General features: G+C 63.5%; 17 protein-coding genes. 15 read left to right on the forward strand and 2 right to left on the reverse strand.

The genetic code is table 11. The annotated features are described in order from the left end of the window. The first annotated feature begins 118 nt into the window (after nucleotides 1-118). The 7 genes from RX328_RS03815 (at nucleotide 119) to RX328_RS03845 (ending at nucleotide 7,515) form a co-directional block, all read left to right on the forward strand. Nucleotides 119-1,777, forward strand: coding sequence for an ABC transporter substrate-binding protein (locus RX328_RS03815; protein ID WP_213248735.1), 1,659 nt, complete (start codon nucleotides 119-121; stop codon nucleotides 1,775-1,777). Between the two features lie 215 nt (nucleotides 1,778-1,992). Further along, on the forward strand, nucleotides 1,993-2,946 hold the full coding sequence (locus RX328_RS03820; RefSeq protein WP_213248733.1) for an ABC transporter permease: 954 nt from the start codon (nucleotides 1,993-1,995) through the stop codon (nucleotides 2,944-2,946). Nucleotides 2,947-2,957: 11 nt separating this feature from the next. Further along, the gene (locus RX328_RS03825; protein ID WP_409410748.1) at nucleotides 2,958-3,836 is read left to right on the forward strand and encodes an ABC transporter permease; all 879 of its coding nucleotides are present in this window, start codon (nucleotides 2,958-2,960) and stop codon (nucleotides 3,834-3,836) included. Nucleotides 3,837-3,840: 4 nt separating this feature from the next. Then, nucleotides 3,841-4,932 (forward strand): ABC transporter ATP-binding protein, encoded by a 1,092-nt coding sequence (locus tag RX328_RS03830; protein WP_213248729.1) that lies wholly within the window; start codon nucleotides 3,841-3,843, stop codon nucleotides 4,930-4,932. Further along, a complete protein-coding gene (locus RX328_RS03835) occupies nucleotides 4,929-5,126 on the forward strand; it encodes a hypothetical protein (RefSeq protein WP_213248727.1) in 198 nt (65 codons plus the stop codon). Before RX328_RS03830 ends, RX328_RS03835 begins: the two co-directional genes overlap by 4 nt. After that, nucleotides 5,123-6,535, forward strand: coding sequence for an amidase (locus tag RX328_RS03840; RefSeq protein ID WP_213248724.1), 1,413 nt, complete (start codon nucleotides 5,123-5,125; stop codon nucleotides 6,533-6,535). The genes RX328_RS03835 and RX328_RS03840 overlap by 4 nt, the downstream gene beginning before the upstream one ends. Continuing rightward, nucleotides 6,532-7,515: an ABC transporter ATP-binding protein gene (locus tag RX328_RS03845; protein ID WP_213248722.1), complete on the forward strand. Its 984-nt coding sequence runs from the start codon at nucleotides 6,532-6,534 to the stop codon at nucleotides 7,513-7,515. Before RX328_RS03840 ends, RX328_RS03845 begins: the two co-directional genes overlap by 4 nt. Before the next feature lie 161 nt (nucleotides 7,516-7,676). Here RX328_RS03845 and RX328_RS03850 read toward each other — a convergent pair whose 3' ends face one another. Then, complete coding sequence (locus RX328_RS03850) at nucleotides 7,677-7,994, reverse strand: hypothetical protein (RefSeq protein WP_213248720.1); 318 nt, start codon at nucleotides 7,992-7,994, stop codon at nucleotides 7,677-7,679. A 60-nt stretch (nucleotides 7,995-8,054) separates the two neighbouring features. On the opposite strand from RX328_RS03850, the gene RX328_RS03855 reads away from it, so the two are divergent. The 3 genes from RX328_RS03855 (at nucleotide 8,055) to RX328_RS03865 (ending at nucleotide 11,877) form a co-directional block, all read left to right on the forward strand. Next, nucleotides 8,055-8,324: a GlsB/YeaQ/YmgE family stress response membrane protein gene (locus RX328_RS03855; RefSeq protein ID WP_213248718.1), complete on the forward strand. Its 270-nt coding sequence runs from the start codon at nucleotides 8,055-8,057 to the stop codon at nucleotides 8,322-8,324. A gap of 500 nt (nucleotides 8,325-8,824) precedes the next feature. Beyond that, nucleotides 8,825-10,573 (forward strand): type I secretion system permease/ATPase, encoded by a 1,749-nt coding sequence (locus RX328_RS03860; RefSeq protein WP_213248716.1) that lies wholly within the window; start codon nucleotides 8,825-8,827, stop codon nucleotides 10,571-10,573. Beyond that, on the forward strand, nucleotides 10,570-11,877 hold the full coding sequence (locus RX328_RS03865) for an HlyD family type I secretion periplasmic adaptor subunit (RefSeq protein WP_213248714.1): 1,308 nt from the start codon (nucleotides 10,570-10,572) through the stop codon (nucleotides 11,875-11,877). The genes RX328_RS03860 and RX328_RS03865 overlap by 4 nt, the downstream gene beginning before the upstream one ends. Nucleotides 11,878-11,984: 107 nt before the next feature. Here RX328_RS03865 and RX328_RS03870 read toward each other — a convergent pair whose 3' ends face one another. Continuing rightward, nucleotides 11,985-12,467: a CinA family protein gene (locus RX328_RS03870; protein WP_213248712.1), complete on the reverse strand. Its 483-nt coding sequence runs from the start codon at nucleotides 12,465-12,467 to the stop codon at nucleotides 11,985-11,987. A 138-nt stretch (nucleotides 12,468-12,605) separates the two neighbouring features. Between RX328_RS03870 and RX328_RS03875 the strand changes: the two genes are divergently transcribed. From RX328_RS03875 to RX328_RS03895, 5 genes are all read left to right on the forward strand, one after another. Beyond that, nucleotides 12,606-13,685, forward strand: a complete 1,080-nt coding sequence (locus tag RX328_RS03875) for an amidohydrolase family protein (protein WP_213248711.1) — start codon at nucleotides 12,606-12,608, stop codon at nucleotides 13,683-13,685. Further along, nucleotides 13,682-14,785 (forward strand): amidohydrolase family protein, encoded by a 1,104-nt coding sequence (locus tag RX328_RS03880; protein ID WP_213248710.1) that lies wholly within the window; start codon nucleotides 13,682-13,684, stop codon nucleotides 14,783-14,785. The genes RX328_RS03875 and RX328_RS03880 overlap by 4 nt, the downstream gene beginning before the upstream one ends. Next, nucleotides 14,785-15,198, forward strand: coding sequence for a Rieske (2Fe-2S) protein (locus RX328_RS03885; RefSeq protein ID WP_213248709.1), 414 nt, complete (start codon nucleotides 14,785-14,787; stop codon nucleotides 15,196-15,198). Before RX328_RS03880 ends, RX328_RS03885 begins: the two co-directional genes overlap by 1 nt. 524 nt (nucleotides 15,199-15,722) lie before the next feature. Next, nucleotides 15,723-16,712, forward strand: coding sequence for a C4-dicarboxylate TRAP transporter substrate-binding protein (locus RX328_RS03890; protein WP_213248708.1), 990 nt, complete (start codon nucleotides 15,723-15,725; stop codon nucleotides 16,710-16,712). A gap of 61 nt (nucleotides 16,713-16,773) precedes the next feature. Further along, on the forward strand, nucleotides 16,774-17,217 hold the full coding sequence (locus RX328_RS03895; protein ID WP_312017963.1) for a TRAP transporter small permease: 444 nt from the start codon (nucleotides 16,774-16,776) through the stop codon (nucleotides 17,215-17,217). The last annotated feature ends 17 nt before the right edge of the window (nucleotides 17,218-17,234 follow it).

Genomic DNA, 17,234 nt, shown 5'->3' on the forward strand with positions numbered 1-17,234 from the left:
CACAAGGAGTTGTGCGGTCAAACGCATAGCCCGGAGGGAAGCGCGCCGTTTGGCACAGGCGTTGCATACGGCTGCATAAGAATTAGTCACCGGAGCGTGGAGAAGGGGATTGCTGCAAATGCGTAACGACAAATCGAAGAAGACGGCCACCGCGTGGCTGCTGGCGACGGCGCTGGTGGTCGGGTTGCCGCAACTCGCAAGCGCCGAAACGGTGCTGCGGATCGGCATGACGGCTGCCGATATTCCGCGCACGCTCGGCCAGCCCGATCAGGGTTTTGAAGGCAACCGATTTACCGGGTTAACCATGTATGACGGCCTGACGATGTGGGACCTCTCGTCCCGCGACAAGGCAAGCGTCATGATTCCGGGCCTTGCGACCGAATGGAAGGTGGACGAAGCCGACAAGAAGAAGTGGACTTTCAAGCTGCGTCCCGACGTCAAATTCCATGACGGCTCGCCGTTCAACGCCGACGCGGTGGTCTGGAACGTCGAAAAGGTGCTGAAGCAGGATGCGCCGCAGTTCGACGCCAGCCAGGTCGGCGTCACCGCCTCGCGCATGCCGACGCTGGCATCCGCGCGCAAGATCGACGACATGACGGTGGAATTGACAACCAAGGAGCCGGACAGCTTTCTCCCGATCAACCTGACCAACCTGTTCATGGCGAGCCCTGCCAAGTGGCAGGCGTTCTATGACAAGGCTGAAGGCGCCGACGCCAAGGCGAAATCGCAGGCCGCCTGGGCCGCGTTCGCCAGGGACGCCTCGGGCACCGGCCCCTGGAAGATGTCGAAGTTCACGCCGCGCGAGCGGCTCGAACTCATCAAGAACGAAGGCTATTGGGACAAGGGCCGCGTGCCCAAGATCGACCGGATGGTGCTGCTGCCGATGCCGGAAGCCAATGCCCGCACCGCGGCATTGCTGTCCGGCCAGGTCGACTGGGTCGAGGCGCCGGCGCCCGATGCGGTCAAGGAGATCAAGGCGCGCGGCTTCCAGCTCCAGGCCAATGAATCGCCGCACGTCTGGCCATGGCAGTTTTCGCGCATTGAAGGCTCGCCCTGGAACGACATCCGGGTCCGCAAGGCCGCCAATCTCTGCGTCGACCGCGAAGGGCTCAAGGAGGGGCTGCTCGCGGGCCTGATGGTGCCGGCGACCGGCACGTTCGAGCCCGGCCACCCCTGGCGCGGAAAGCCGACCTTCGAGATCAAATATGACCTGAAGGCCGCTCAGAAGCTGATGCAGGAGGCCGGATACGGCCCGAACAAGAAGCTGACGGTGAAGACGCAGACTTCGGCGTCGGGATCGGGCCAGATGCAGCCTCTGCCGATGAACGAGTATCTGCAGCAGGCGCTGGCGGAATGCTACTTCGACGTCCAGCTCGACGTCATCGAGTGGAACACGCTGTTCACCAATTGGCGCCGCGGCGCCAAGGACCCGAGCGCTAACGGCGCCAACGCCACCAACGTGACCTACGCGGCGATGGATCCGTTCTTCGCGCTGGTGCGCTTCCTGCAGTCGTCGATGGCGCCTCCCGTCTCGAACAATTGGGGCTACATCAACAACCCCAAGTTCGACGAGCTGGTCACGAAAGCGCGCCAGACCTTCGATCCGGCGGCGCGTGACGCGGCGCTGGCCGAACTGCACGCGGCTTCGGTGGACGATGCGGCGTTCCTCTACGTCGCCCACGACGTCTCCCCCCGGGCCATGAGCCCGAAGGTGAAAGGCTTCGTGCAGCCGAAGAGCTGGTTCGTCGACTTCTCGCCGGTGTCGATGGCGCCGTAAGGGCGGAGCGCGTGATGTTTGCTGCCCCTCTCCCCTTGTGGGAGAGGGTGGATCGAATGAGCGAAGCGCATTCGAGACGGGTGAGGGGTTCTCTCCGCGGACCTACCTCTCTCGTTTGCAACGTCTGCATCCGCGGATAGAACCCCTCATCCGGCGTGGACCAAGGTCCGCGCCACCTTCTCCCACAGGGGGAGAAGGGAAGAAGAGAGTTGCTCGTGTTCGCTTACATTGCCCGGCGTATCGTCTACGTCATTCCGATCGTGATCAGCGTCGCGCTGGTGTGCTTTCTGCTCGTGCACATCACGCCCGGCGATCCCCTGGTCGCCGTGCTTCCGGCGGATGCCTCGCAGGAACTTGCGGCGCAAATGCGAACGGCTTACGGCTTCGACCGGCCGCTCCCGGTCCAGTTTGGCCTTTGGCTGTGGCGCGCCATCCATGGCGATCTCGGCAGTTCGATCGCGACCGGTCGCCCGGTGCTGACTGAAGTGTTGCGGGCGGTCGGCAACACGGTCACGCTTGCGATTGCCGCCGCGCTGATCGGCTTCACGCTCGGGCTGATGTTCGGCCTGATCGCCGGCTATTTCCGCGACACCTGGATCGACAAGGTCGCGACCTCCATCGCGATCGCCGGCGTCTCCGTGCCGCATTACTGGCTCGGTATGGTGATGGTCATCATCTTCTCGGTGCAGCTGAACTGGCTGCCCGCCGTCGGTGCCGGCCCCGGCGGCTCCGGTTCGTGGGGCTGGGACTGGGAGCACATGAAATACCTGATCCTGCCGGCGATCACGACGTCCGTGATCCCGATGGGCATCATCACCCGCACCGTGCGCGCGCTGACCGGCGACATCCTTTCGCAGGACTTTGTTGAAGCGCTGCGCGCAAAAGGCCTGCGCGAATGGGACGTGTTCCGCCACGTCATCAAGAACGCCGCGCCCACCGCGCTTGCGGTGATGGGCCTGCAATTGGGTTACATGCTCGGCGGCTCGATCCTGATCGAGACCGTGTTCTCGTGGCCCGGCTCGGGCTTGCTGCTTAATTCCGCGATCTTCCAGCGCGACCTGCCGCTGTTGCAGGGCACGATTCTGGTGCTGGCGCTGTTCTTCGTCACGCTCAATCTGCTGGTCGATATCGCGCAGGCGGCGATCGACCCGCGCATCAAGCGGGGCTGATCATGACCGTGATGTCGGATACCGCCCTGCAAGCCGCGCCCGCCACCAAGGCGCGCGGCTATTGGGCCACCGTCGGCCGCCGCATCGCGCGCGACAAGGTCAGCATGATCTGCGCCTTCGTGCTGGTGCTGATCTTCGCCTCCGCGCTGCTGGCGCCATGGCTCGGCCTCGCCGATCCCTATCAGGGCTCGATGATCCGCCGGCTTCGCCACATCGGCACGCCGAATTATCCGCTCGGCACTGATGAACTCGGCCGCGACATGCTGGCGCGACTGATCTATGGCGGCCGGCTGTCGCTGATCATCGGCATTCTGCCCGTGATCTTCGCCTTCGTGATCGGCACCTCGCTCGGCCTCATCGCCGGCTATGTCGGCGGCCGGCTCAATACCGCGATCATGCGTACGATCGACGTCTTCTACGCTTTCCCGTCGGTGCTCTTGGCGATCGCGATCTCCGGCGCGCTGGGGGCGGGCATCGTCAACTCCATCGTTTCGCTGACCATCGTGTTCGTGCCGCAGATCACCCGCGTCGCTGAAAGCGTGACCACCGGGGTGCGCAACATGGATTTTGTGGAAGCCGCGCGCGCCTCCGGCGCCGGACCTTTTACCATCATGCGCGTGCATATGCTCGGCAATGTGCTCGGCCCGATCTTCGTCTACGCCACCGGATTGATCTCGGTCTCGATGATCCTCGCCGCCGGCCTGTCATTCCTCGGCCTCGGTACAAAACCGCCGGAGCCGGAATGGGGCTTGATGCTGAACACGCTGCGCACCGCGATTTATGTCAATCCCTGGGTGGCGGCGCTGCCGGGCGTCATGATCTTTGCGGTGTCGATCTGCTTCAACCTTTTGAGCGACGGCATGCGCAGCGCCATGGACATCAGGAACTGACGTGATGAATGAGACAAGCCCGTCAGTCGATCATCTGGAGCCGGTCGAGGACATTGGCGGCGCGGCGCAGCCGCTGCTGCAGGTCGTTGGTCTCACCAAACACTTTCCGGTGCGGGGCGATCTGTTCAGCCCCCGCAAGACGGTGCGCGCGGTCGATGATGTTTCTTTCTCCATCGCCAAGGGCGAAACCGTCGGCATCGTCGGCGAATCCGGTTGTGGCAAGTCGACCACTGCGCGATTGTTGATGCATCTGATGAAGCGCGATGCCGGCGATATCGTCTATGACGGCCTGCAGGTCGGCCGCGCACTGTCCTTGCGCGAGTTGCGCCGCGGCATGCAGATGGTGTTTCAGGACAGCTATGCCTCGCTCAATCCGCGCCTCACCATCGAGGAATCGATCGCCTTCGGCCCCAAGGTCCATGGCATGGCCGACGCTGCCGCCCGAACACTGGCGCGCGAACTGCTTGGCAAAGTGGGCTTAAGGCCCGAAACCTTCGCCAACCGCTACCCGCACGAGATTTCCGGCGGCCAGCGCCAGCGCGTCAACATCGCGCGTGCTCTGGCGTTGTCGCCGCGGCTGGTGATCCTGGATGAAGCGGTCTCGGCGCTGGACAAATCGGTCGAAGCCCAGGTGCTCAACCTGCTGGTCGATCTGAAGCGCGAATTCGGCCTGACTTATCTGTTCATCAGCCACGATCTCAACGTGGTTCGCTACATCTCGGACCGCGTGCTGGTGATGTATCTCGGCGAGGTGGTCGAACTCGGCCCGGTCGACAAGGTCTGGGATGCGCCGGCACATCCCTACACGCGGGCGCTCTTGGCTGCCATGCCGTCGTCCGACCCCGATAACCGAACCGAGACGCCGCCGATCTCCGGCGACCCGCCCAATCCGATCGACCCGCCGTCCGGCTGCCGGTTTCACACCCGTTGCCCGTTTGCGGAGCCGCTCTGCGCAAATGCGACGCCAAAACTCAGCGATGTCGATACAATGGGCCATCAGGCGGCGTGCTACATGGCCATACCCGGCTCCGGACACAGCCGCGCACCGGCCAAAGAAAACGCCAAGAAAAATGACATGGGAGTAACCGCTGCATGACAAGACCCGATCCCAAACAGGTCAAGGTAATGACCGATGTCGCCGGCGTGCCGCAAGATGCGGAAGTTTCCGCTCGCATCGCCAATTCCATCGGCCCGGCCTTCGACGGTTTCGCACCGGTAGCCGGTACTCTGCCGCTCGATCTCGAGCCCGCGACTTTTCTGCTGGTGCAAACCGCGAAGGTGGCGAAGTGAGCAGCGAACCCGCCTTGATGTCAGCGGTCGCGGTCGCGAAGGCGATCGCCGGCAAGAAACTCTCCTCGCGCGAGGTGACGCAATCCTGCCTCGACCGGATCGCGCAATGGCAGCCGCGCGTCAACGCCTTCATGGCGATCGAGGCGGAGGATGCACTCGCCGCCGCTGACGCCGCCGATGCGGCGCTCGCCAGGGGCCAAAATCTCGGCCCGCTGCACGGCGTGCCGATGGCGCACAAGGACATGTATTACGAGGCCGGCAAGGTCGTGACCTGCGGGTCGAAAATCCGCCGCGATTTCGTGGCGACGACGACCTCGACCGCGTTGCAGCGGCTGAAGGACGCCGGCTCCGTCAGGCTCGGCTCGCTGCAGATGGTCGAGTTCGCTTATGGCCCGACCGGCCATAACGTGCATTACGGCGCGGTGCGCAACCCCTGGAACGTCGATCACATCACTGGCGGCTCGTCGTCCGGCTCTGGTTCGGCTGTCGCCGCGCGGCTGACCTTTGCCGCGCTCGGTTCGGATACCGGCGGCTCGATCCGGATGCCCGCGCATTTCTGCGGCGTCACCGGCTTCAAGACCACGGTCGGCCTGATCAGCCGCGCCGGAGCAATGCCGCTGTCGCAATCGCTCGACACCGTCGGCCCGCTCGCGCAAACGGTCGAGGACTGCGCGCTGCTCGTCGGGCTGATGGCGGGCGCCGACCCCGAGGACCCGACCACGTCCACGCGGCCGGTGCCGAACTATATGGCCGCGACCACAGGGTCGATGAAGGGTCTGAAGATCGGCGTGCCCACAGCGTTCTATGTCGACGATCTCGATTCCGAAGTGGCGCGGGTGCTGGACGAGACCATCGCTACCCTCAGAAAAGAGGGGGCCGAGATCGTCAAGGTCGAGCTGCCGGACCAGCGCCAGCTCACGGCCGCCTGCCAGATCGTGCTCGCCACCGAGGCGGCTGCCTTCCACAAGCGCTGGATGATCGAGCGGCCGCAGGATTACGGCGGTCAGGTCTTGATGCGGCTGCAGAACGGGCTCGCCATTCCGGCCGTGACCTATCTCGAAGCCATGCGCTGGCGCGGTCCGGCGCTGGCCGCCTACCTCGCTGCGGTGGAAGGCACCGATGCCGTGATCGCGCCGGTCGCGCCGATGCCGGCGGCGACCATTGCCGAGAGCGATGTCGGCAACAGCCTCGATGCGGAAGCCGTCATCCAACGCATCACGCGCTTCACCCGCCCGATCAACTATCTTGGCCTGCCGTCGCTTTCGATTCCGTCAGGCTTCACCAAGACCGGTCTACCGGTCGGCATGCAGTTGATCGGCCGCCCCTTCGATGAGGCCGGGCTGGTGCGAATCGGCGCGGCGTTCCAGCGCGTCACCGACTACCACCAGCAGGTACCCAAACTGGCATGAGCAACCTCGTCGATATCCGCGACCTTAACATCCGCTTCACCGGCGAACGTACGGTTCATGCCGTCAACGACATCTCGCTCTCGCTCGGCGAAGGCGAGGTACTCGGCCTGCTCGGCGAATCCGGCTCGGGAAAAAGCGTGACCCTGCGCGCGCTGATGCGGTTATTGCCGAAGAAGCGGACGCAGATTTCGGGCACCGTGAAGGTGTTGGGACGCGACGTGCTCGCAATGAACGACGAGGAGCTGTCGGCGTTTCGCGGCCAGACCGTCTCGATGATCTTTCAGGAGCCGGCGCTGGCGCTCGATCCGGTCTACACGATCGGCCGCCAGATCGCAGAAACCGTGGTGCGCCACGAAGGCAAGAGCGAAAAGGAGGGACTCGCGCGCGCGCTGGAAATGCTGGAGGTGGTGCGAATTCCCTCCGCCAGGCGCCGCCTCGAAGCCTATCCGCACGAAATGAGCGGCGGCATGCGGCAGCGCGCCATGATCGCACTGGCGCTGGCCTGCAAGCCGAAAATACTGCTGGCGGACGAGCCGACCACGGCGCTGGACGCCACCGTGCAGATTCAGATCCTGCTGCTGCTGCGCGAACTGCAGCGCGAGTTCGGCATGTCCGTGATTTTCGTGACCCACGATATCGGCGTCGCCATCGAAATCTGCGACCGCGTTGCCGTCATGTATGCCGGCCAGATCGTGGAGCAGGGCCGCTTGCGCGACATCGTCCGCACTCCGGTGCATCCCTATGCCAAAGGGCTATTGGCCGCGACCGTCCACGGCGCCAAGCGCGGCCAGCGGCTGGAGACCATCCCGGGCACACCGCCCTCGCTCGACAAGGCGCCCGTCAGTTGTTCGTTCGCGCCACGCTGCACGGTTGCGCAGCCGCGCTGCGTCGAGCGTCTGCCGCCGAATGTGCAGGTGTCTGCGGATCGAATGGCGCGCTGCGTGCTGGCGCAGCCGATCGAAGTTTCTGCAGCTACTTGATGTGATGAGGCGAGGCTGCCCTTGGCGTTCCCCGGATGCAGCGCAGCGCGCCGCACTTGCGGCGTGGTGCGCTGCTGATCCGGGGTCCGGTCGCTGCGGCTAGGTCCCGGCTCTGCGGCGCACCGCTTCGCGCTGCACCGCGTCGGGGACACGAGAATAATTCACCCACCCAGCCCTGGATCAGCCCATTGCTCGATTTGCGCCGGTCCAACGACCTGTTTTGGCTGATGGGGATTGAGCGTGCCCGCGCTGGCGGACCAGCCCTTGGCCAGGATTTGCATCGCAAAAAGTTTAGCGTCGATTTCCGATTTAAACGTGCGGGTAGAGCGCGCCATGCCCTCCGCCGGCTCGTCCGTCCTGTCCGGACTAAAAGTCACATACCAAATGTCGCCGTGCTTCATGCCGACATAACGCGTGTGACGTAAAAAAGTTTCACTTCGCGGGCGTCGTTGATTGGTGCGCGGATTGCGGCTCGTCACATCGGACAATCATGGGATAGGCTGACATCCGGCCTGCGCCGCGAACCTGGGGGACTTCAAATGCAGATTTCCAACGAAGGCATTCTCGTCATTCTGTTTGTCGGCCTGGTGGCCGGCTGGCTCGCCGGCAAGATCGTGCGCGGCACCGGCTTTGGTATCATCGGCGATATTCTCGTAGGCATCGCCGGCGCGCTGCTCGCGAGCCTGCTGTTTCCCAAGCTCGGCATCCGTATCGGCACCGGACTGGTGTCCGAGATTGTCTACTCCACCATCGGCGCCGTCATTTTGCTGCTGATCGTGCGGCTGTTGCGGACCGGCGGACGGTTCTAGCGCGGCGGGCGCGCAGACCGGCAGACCCTTCACCGCGAGCAAGCGGTTCGAATTTCAGCGGTGCGGCCCGGCGGATTGGACCCACGGCATTGCCCGTCCGTTCCAGGACGTGGTGGCGGATCCCAATCTGACGGCTCAGTAGTTCCGCCAGCCTACCGGCGACTGGGTCCGCATCCGCGCGCAAGCCCGCCGGCGGCCGACGGGCGGGCTGGGCGCCGAAGCGGCGTCGTCTTGGTCATATCAACAGCGACATCGGCTCAACGGCGAGATCGGCCGGGTCTGGATTCGATGATTCTGGTGCCGTTTCCGCGCCAGCCGAAGGCTGAACCCGCCGAAGGGCTCGCGCCGGCGTCAAACTAGCTGCCCAATCGCGCGAATGCCGCCTCCAGCCGCTTCATTGGGGTGAACTGGAACGGGGTTAACGTGACTTAAATAGACGATGCCCGAAAACATCGGTAAAACCTGCACGTCACCCGATCCATTTGAAGAGACACGCATTTATGGTAGCCGCTCCCGGCGTCCGGCGTTCCGAACTCGGTGAGGCGTTGCGCGCCTGCCGCAACGCCTTTATCGGCGTCGGCGTCATGAGTTGCATGATCAATTTGCTGTACCTCACTGGCTCGATTTTCATGCTCGAGGTCTACGACCGCGTGCTGCCGAGCCGCAGCGTGCCGACCCTGGTTGGTCTCGTGATTCTCGCTGGCGGACTCTACATCGCGCAAGGCGGCCTCGATCTGATCCGCGGCCGCATTCTCGGCCGTATTGGAACCGCGCTCGACGAAGCCATCAATGCGCGCGTGTTCGAAACCGTGGTCCGTCTGCCGCTGATGGTCGGCAGCCGCAATGAAGGCCTGCAGCCGTTGCGCGATCTCGACAATGTCAGGTCGTTCCTGGGCAGCATGGGGCCGGGCGCGTTCTTCGATCTGCCGTGGCTGCCGTTCTACCTCTTGATCTGTTTCGCCTTTCACTGGCTGCTCGGCGTCACCGCCCTCGGCGGTGCCATCATTCTGGTGGCGCTGACGCTGATCACCGAGTTCCTGTCGCGCGCGCCGGCCAAGGAGGCAATGTCGCTGGCAGCGCGGCGCAACGATCTCGCCGCGACCAGCCGGCGCAACGCCGAAGTGCTGGTCGCGATGGGCATGTCCGGACGTCTGATGAAGCGCTGGGGCGAGACCAACGAGACTTATCTCGCCGGCAATCAGCGCGCCAGCGACATCGCCGGCGGCCTTGGCGCGGTGGCCAAGGTCCTGCGCATGATGCTGCAATCGGCGGTGCTCGCGGTCGGCGCCTATCTCGTGATCCACCAGGAAGCCACCGCCGGCATCATTATTGCGGGCTCGATCCTGAGCGCACGGGCGCTGGCGCCGGTCGATCTCGCCATCGCCCACTGGAAAGGTTTTGTCGCCGCGCGGCAGAGCTGGCATCGCCTGTCAAAACTCCTGCAGCAAATGCCGGCGGCGAATGAACAGACGCTGTTGCAGGCGCCGTCGAAGCGGCTGTCGGTCGAGGCGGTCAGCATCGTCCCGCCAGGCGACCAGCGCGTCATCGTGCAGGACGTCAACTTCGCCGTCGAAGCCGGGTCCGGCGTCGGCGTTATCGGTCCGAGCGGCTCCGGCAAGTCGTCGCTGGTGCGCGCGCTGGTCGGCGTCTGGACGCCGGCCCGCGGCAAGGTGCGGCTCGACGGCGCGGCACTCGACCAATGGTCGTCGGACGTGCTTGGCCGCCACATCGGCTATCTGCCGCAGGACGTCGAACTGTTCGCCGGCACCGTGGCGCAGAACATCTGCCGCTTCGATCCCGACGCGAAGTCTGATGCGATCATCGCCGCCGCCAAGGAGGCCGGCGTGCATGAGATGATCATCAAGATGCGCGAAGGCTACGATACCCAGATCGGCGAGCAGGGCGCTGCTCTCTCCGCCGGTCAGGCGCAGCGCGTGGCGCTGGCACGCGCGCTCTACGGCAATCCGTTCCTGATCGTGCTCGACGAGCCGAACTCCAATCTCGACAGCGAGGGTGACGAGGCGCTCACCCGCGCCGTGCGCGCCGCCCGCGAGCGCGGCGCCATCGTGGTCGTGGTAGCGCACCGGCCGATCGGCATCGAGGCGGTCGATCAGTTGCTGGTCTTGAAGGACGGCCGCATGCAGGCGTTCGGCCCGAAGGAAACCGTGCTCGGACAGGTGCTGCAGCGCGTCCCGTCGCCGACGCCGATCAAGATCGTATCCGAAGCGGGAGCTGCGAAAAAATCATGACCGCGGAGCTGAAAGGCGCGCGTCGCTCGATACGCTCGCATCTTATCGTGGGTCTTGCGCTGATGCTGGTTCTGGCCGGCGGATTCGGCGGCTGGGCCTCCACGGTGCAGATTTCCGGCGCGCTGATCGCACCGGGCTCGGTGGTGGTCGATTCCAACGTCAAGAAGGTCCAGCACCCGACCGGTGGCGTGGTCGGCGAGGTCCGGGTGCGCGACGGCGACGTGGTCAAGGCGGGCGACGTCGTGGTGCGGCTCGACGAAACCGTGGTCAAGGCGAGCCTTGCCATCGTGGTCAAGACGCTGAACGGCTTGTGGGCGCGGGCAGCGCGGCTAGAGGCCGAGCAGCGTGGCCTCGACAAGATCAAGTTCCCGCCGCAACTGGCCGATCGCGCCGACGACCCTGACGTTCGCGACGTCATCGCGAGCGAAACCAAACTGTTCGAGGTTCGCGTGTTCGGGCGCGCCGGGCAGAAATCGCAACTGCGCGAGCGCGTGGCCCAGCTCCACGAGGAAATTGCCGGCCTCACCGCGCAGGAGCAGGCCAAGGAAAAGGAAATCGCGTTGGTCGAGAAAGAGCTGGTTGGAGTCCGCCAGCTCTATGAGCAGCGCCTGATCCAGATCTCGCGCCTGACGATTTTGGAGCGCGATCTCGCCCGGTTGTCGGGCGAGCGCGCGCAATACATCGCCGCGCGTGCGCAGGCGAGGGGCAAGATCACCGAAACCGAGCTGCAGATCATCCAGATCGACAAGGACGTGGTCAGCGAGGTTTCCAAGGATCTGCGCGAGACCAACGACAAGATCGGCGAGTTCGTCGAGCGCAAGGTCACCGCAGAGGATCAACTGCGCCGCATCGACATCCGCGCGCCGCAGGACGGCGTCGTGCTGCAGTCGACGGTCCACACCGTCGGCGGCGTCATCACCGCGGGCGATGCCATCATGATGATCGTGCCGAAGGCCGACGACCTCTCGGTCGAGGCCAAGGTCAATCCGCAGGACATCGACAAGCTGCAGATCGGCCAGAAGACGCTGCTGCGGCTCTCCGCTTTCAACCAGCGCACCACGCCGGAATTGAACGGCGTGGTGACCCGCGTCTCCGCCGACGTCACCACCGACCAGCGCACCGGCCAGAGCTACTATATCATCCGCGTCTCGCTGCCGCCCGACGAGGTCAAGCGCCTCGGCGAGGTCAAGATCATCCCGGGCATGCCGGTGGAAGCCTTCGTGCAAACCGGCGATCGCACCATGTTCTCCTATCTGATGAAGCCTTTCAGCGACCAACTGATGCGGTCGTTCCGGGAGAGGTGAGGGTTGTCGCTGCGTAGCCCGGATGGAGCGAAGCGCAATCCGGGAAATGGTACATGCGGCAGCCACTGACCCGGATTTCGCTGCGCTCCATCCGGGCTACGATCGCTTCACTTCAACAAATTCTCCAGCAGCAAATTCAACGCCGTCTTCGCAAACGCCTCCATATTGCCCTGGCGGTCATTGCTCCCGGTCTCCAACGTGAACACCGCAGTTTGCGGTCCTGCCACCGCCATGCAGCAATGGCCGGCGGCGTCGCCATAGCGGTTGCCGGTCGGTCCCGTTGCGCCGGTTTCCGACAATCCCCAGTCCGTCGCAAAACGCTGGCGAATCTGGCTCGCCAGAAGTTTTGCATAAGGCTCGGACGCCGAGCGAATGCCCCTCATCGCCTCGTCAGGAATATCCATCAGCAGCCGCCGCGCATCCCGCGTATAGACCACGGCGCCGCCGAGGAAGTAGGCCGATGCGCCGGGCACCGACAGGAGCGCCGCCGAGATCAGGCCGCCGGTCGAGGATTCCGCGACCGAAATCGTCTGTTTCCGCGCGATCAGTTGCGTCGCGATCTTTTCGGCGATCGTAACAAGCTCTTTCATTTCAACTCCTGCGCGTACGCCATTGGTCCAGTCATGCCTTCCTAACACAGGAGGGTTACGCTTGCCGAGTTGCGGCACGCGAGCCGCCCTGATTGAATGCGTCAAAACAGCCGCATCGCGCGCATACGAGGAAACACCATGACGTCGCCGATCGCGGGTGGCGTGGACTGCGATCTGCATCCCGCCGTTCCGCATCTGACCAGCCTGTTGCCTTACATGAACGACTATTGGCGCGACCAGGTGACGACGCGCGGCATGACCGATCTTGTCTCGCAATCCTATCCCACCCATTCGCCGATCTCGTCGCGGCCGGACTGGCGGCCGGCACAGGGCAAGCCGGGTTCGGATCTAGCCGACATGCAGAACCAGGTGCTCGACCGGTTCGGCACGGCCTACGGCATCTGCAATCCGCTCTACGGCGTGCAGATGGTGTTTTCCGAGGACATGCAGGACGCGTTCTGCCGCGCGCTGAACGACTGGCTGGCCAAGGAATGGCTCGACAAGGACGATCGGCTGCGGGGCTCGATCGTAATACCCTCGCAAAGCGTCGAGAAGTCGGTCGCGGAGATCGAACGCTGCGCTGAGGATAAGCGCTTCGTCCAGGTGCTGATGCTGGTCATGGGCGACATGCCGCTGGGAAAACGCACCTACTGGCCGATCTACGCCGCCGCCGAACGGCTGGGCTTAGCCGTCGGCATCCATGCCGGCAGCGCCTACCACAACCCGCCGACCTCGATCGGTTGGGGCTCCTATCACATCGAGGATTACGTAGCGCAAGCGACCGCGTTCCAGACCCAGCTCACCAGCCTGATCGTCGAAGGCGTGTTCGCCCGCCATCCGAACCTGAAAATGGTGATGCTGGAATCAGGCTTCACCTGGTTGCCGGCCTATCTGTGGCGGCTGCACAAGTTCTGGCGCGGCATCCGGATGGAAACCCCGTGGGTCGATCGCGCGCCGCTGGAGATTGTGCGCAGCAACATCCGCTTCTCGTTGCAGCCGGTCGATGCGCCGCCGGATCCCGCAACCCTGCATCGTTTGTTTGACCATATGCAGTCGGACGAATTGCTCCTATTCTCGACCGACTATCCGCATTGGCAGTTTGACGGCGACGACGTGCTGCCGCCGGGATTGTCGTCCGATCTTGTCCGCAAGATCATGATCGATAATCCGCTCGCGACCTACGGCCGGTTGCAGATGGTGAAGGAGACGACGCCATGAACGTCCAGTTCCGCCCAGAGCCTACGGCATCGGTCAGCATCAAGACCGCGATCGCCGATTGCGACATTCACCCAGCGCGCGCCACCAAGGACGAACTTTATCCGTTCATGGCGAAGCGCTGGCATTCACATCTGGAGACCTATGGCATCGGGGCCTATCACGGCATGATGGAGGGCCCGCCCTATCCTAAGGCGCAGCCCAACGCCTCGCGCCGCGATGCCTGGCCGCCGGAAGGCGGGCCGCAGGGCTCCTCGCTGTCCTTCATGCAGAAGCAGCTTCTCGATCCCTACAATGTCGCACTCGGCGTGCTCAATCCGCTTGCCACCGGGCAGGGCTTGCGCAACCACGATCTCGCCGGCGCGCTCTGCTCCGCGATCAACGACTGGCAGATCGAGAAATGGACCAGCAAGGACAAGCGCCTGAAGGCTTCGATCGTCGTCCCCAATGAGGACGGTCCTGCCGCCGCCGCCGAAATCCGCAAGCGCGCGGGCGACAAGAATTTCGTCCAGGTGCTGCTGCTCAGCCGCAACGTCGAACCGCTCGGCCAGCGCCGCTATTGGCCGATCTACGAGGCGGCGCAGGAGATCGGGTTGCCGGTCGGCGTCCACGCCTTCGGCTTCGGCGGCAATCCGCTCACCCCGTCCGGCTGGCCAAGCTTCTACATCGAGGAGATGGTCGGCCATTCTCAGTGTCAGCAGAGCGCGCTGGCGAGCCTCGTACTCGAAGGCGTGTTCGAGCCCTTCCCGAAGCTGAAGATGGTCATGATCGAGGCCGGCTTCGGCTGGGCGCCGTCACTTAGCTGGCGGCTCGACAAGACCTTTGAGAGGCTGCACGGCGAGGTGCCGCATCTCAAGCGAAAGCCGTCGGAATATATCCGCGACCACATCTGGTGGACGACGCAGCCGATGGAAGATCCGGAGCGCCGCGATCACCTGTTCCAGACGATCGAATGGATCGGCTGGGACAAGCTGTTGTTCGCGACCGACTACCCGCATTGGGACTTTGACGAGCCGTCGCGCGTCCTGCCGGCCGGCGTCAGCGATACCAACCGCGAAGCGTTCTATCTCGGCAACGCGAAGAAGCTGTACGGAATTTCTTGATGGTTCGGCACGTCATTGCCCCGGTGGACGAATTGCCACCGGGGACGCGAAAATTCCTCGACATCGACGGCCGGCCGATCGCGATTTTCAACATCAAGGGCGAGTTCTTCGGCCTGTTGAATCGCTGCCCGCATCAGGGCGCGGCCTTGTGCGAGGGCCCGTTGATTGGCCTCGCGCAATCCTCCAACCCCGGCGAGATCGAGTATACCAGGCTAGGCGAAATCATCCGCTGCCCCTGGCACGGCTGGGAATTCGACATCCGCACCGGGCAGTCGTATTGCGATCCCAAGCGCTTTCGCGCGCGGGCCTACCCGGTCAATGTCGAGCCGGGAGCCGCCGTGGTGAAGGGGCCGTACGTGGCGGAGACGCTCGCCGTGTCGGTCGAGAGCGACTATGTCGTGGTCGATTTGTAGCGCCGTCATTCCGGCGCGTCGAAGGCGCGAACCTGGACGTGCAATTGAGCCAAGGGACCACGTATCCCGGCAGAGGCTAAGGTTCAAACCGTCCTGAGCGAAGTGGCAAGGCAAGGAGCAGTGCGTTAACGGCCCATGGTTGCAATGCACAAGTCGGATGCCGCACATCGCGTCATTCGCTGCGCTGCAAGCCGGTGCGACGTGACGCTTCTCGAGGCTGATCAGCGAACCGGTCGGCCGCGATCGTCTCGAGCACCTGCAATCCAAGCTCGAGTCACTGATGAGTTCCCCTCTGCGGCGGCGGTTCTTCAGCCGCGGACAAAGCTCTGGTCCGCATCTTTCTCGGAGCATTGACCGGCCGTGGAACGGACTTCGCCTTGGCGGAATTTACCCTCGAAAGCAAGGTCAACCTGATTTTTCATTTGGTTCAAGCATCGGCCTCGGCGGCAAACCATCGTGAGAATGGCCGCCGCAAGACGGGAGGCAGGGGCGGCACGCCGGCACGAAGCCGCAGGGAGGATGTGATGAAGAAGTTGGCCGTAGTCACGTGTGCTGCGCTCGGCCTGTGGGCGCTCGACTATTCGAATGTTTTGGCTCAGGCACCGAAAACATTCACGCTAAAATTCAATCACGTGCTTGGCCCGAAGGAGCCATACCACGACGGCTTCCTGAAGTGGGCCAAGGCCGTCGAGCAGCGCACCAATGGCGGTCTCAAGATCGATGTCTTCCATTCCGCGCAACTGGGTCTTGAGGAAGACATCATCGAGCAGATCAGGCAGGGAGCCAATATCGGCCAGAACACCGACGCCGCGCGTATGGGAAACTACGTTCCCGGCATCGCCGTGATGAACGGACCATATTTCGTCGAGACGCTGGAAGAAGTTGCCAAGCTGCGCAAAGCGCCGACCGTCGCAAAATGGCAGGAAGAACTTGCGACCAAGTTCGGGCTCAAGGTGGTGTCTTTCAACTGGGTGCAAGGCTATCGACATTTCTTTACGAACAAGCCGATAAAGACGCCGGATGATCTGAAGGGCCTGCGCATCCGCACGCCGCCGGCGCCAATTTGGCAAGAGTCGATACGCGCGCTTGGTGCCGTGCCGGTAGCGATGGCATTCGGCGAGATGTACCCGGGACTGCAGCAGCGGGCGATCGATGGTGTCGAGCTGGTTTACAACAACATTCCGGGTGGCCGCTTCTACGAGGTGCTTAAAGTCGCGAATGAGACAAGGCACATCATGCTGATCAACTTCGAAGTCGTCAGCGCCAAATGGTTCGACAGCCTGCCGAAGGAGTATCAGGACGCGCTGGTGGAGGAGGCCGATCGAGCCGGAGAGGAGACATCGCATCAGATCCTGAGGCTGGAGGCCGAGGTCGAGCAGCAATTGAAGTCTCGCGGCATGACGATCAACAAGGATGTCGATCTCGCCGCTTTCCGGAAGGCCGGCGAAAAGGCGTACGAGGTCCTGAAGATCACCGACGCCAAGAACGCGGTGCATAAGGAGATCGGCAAGTAGGTTCCGCCAAATGCAGAAAATCTACCAGCGTGTATGCGCCGCCGAGGCATGGATCGCCTCCGTGTTTCTCATCGTGATGGTAATCCTTATCTTTCTTGGCGGCGTTATGCGGATGCTGGGCCATCCGATCAACTGGTCGACGGATGTTTCGACCGCCCTGTTCGCCTGGGCCTGCTTTCTGTGCGCCGATATTGCCTGGCGGAAGAATAGCATGATGGCCATCGAAGTTTTCGCCAGTCGCCTGCCGGACAAGCTCCAGACCGCCCTCCGTATGGTGAACTACGCATTGATCACCGCGTTCCTGTTTTACCTCCTCGTGATGGGCGCCTATTTATCGTGGATCAGTCGGGTACGCAGCTTCCAGGGCATTCCGGAAGTCAGCTACTCCTGGGTCACAATGAGCTTGCCGGTCGGCGCGGCGCTGCTGATCGTGACAACCGCGCTCAAGGTCCGCGGAGAACTCCGGGGCGAGCGCGCCGAATATCGCGCCGTCGACGTCATATGATCCGACGCGCATAGCCA

The sequence above is a fragment of the Bradyrhizobium sp. sBnM-33 genome, assembly GCF_032917945.1.
In the GTDB taxonomy this organism is placed as follows: Bacteria; Pseudomonadota; Alphaproteobacteria; order Rhizobiales; family Xanthobacteraceae; genus Bradyrhizobium.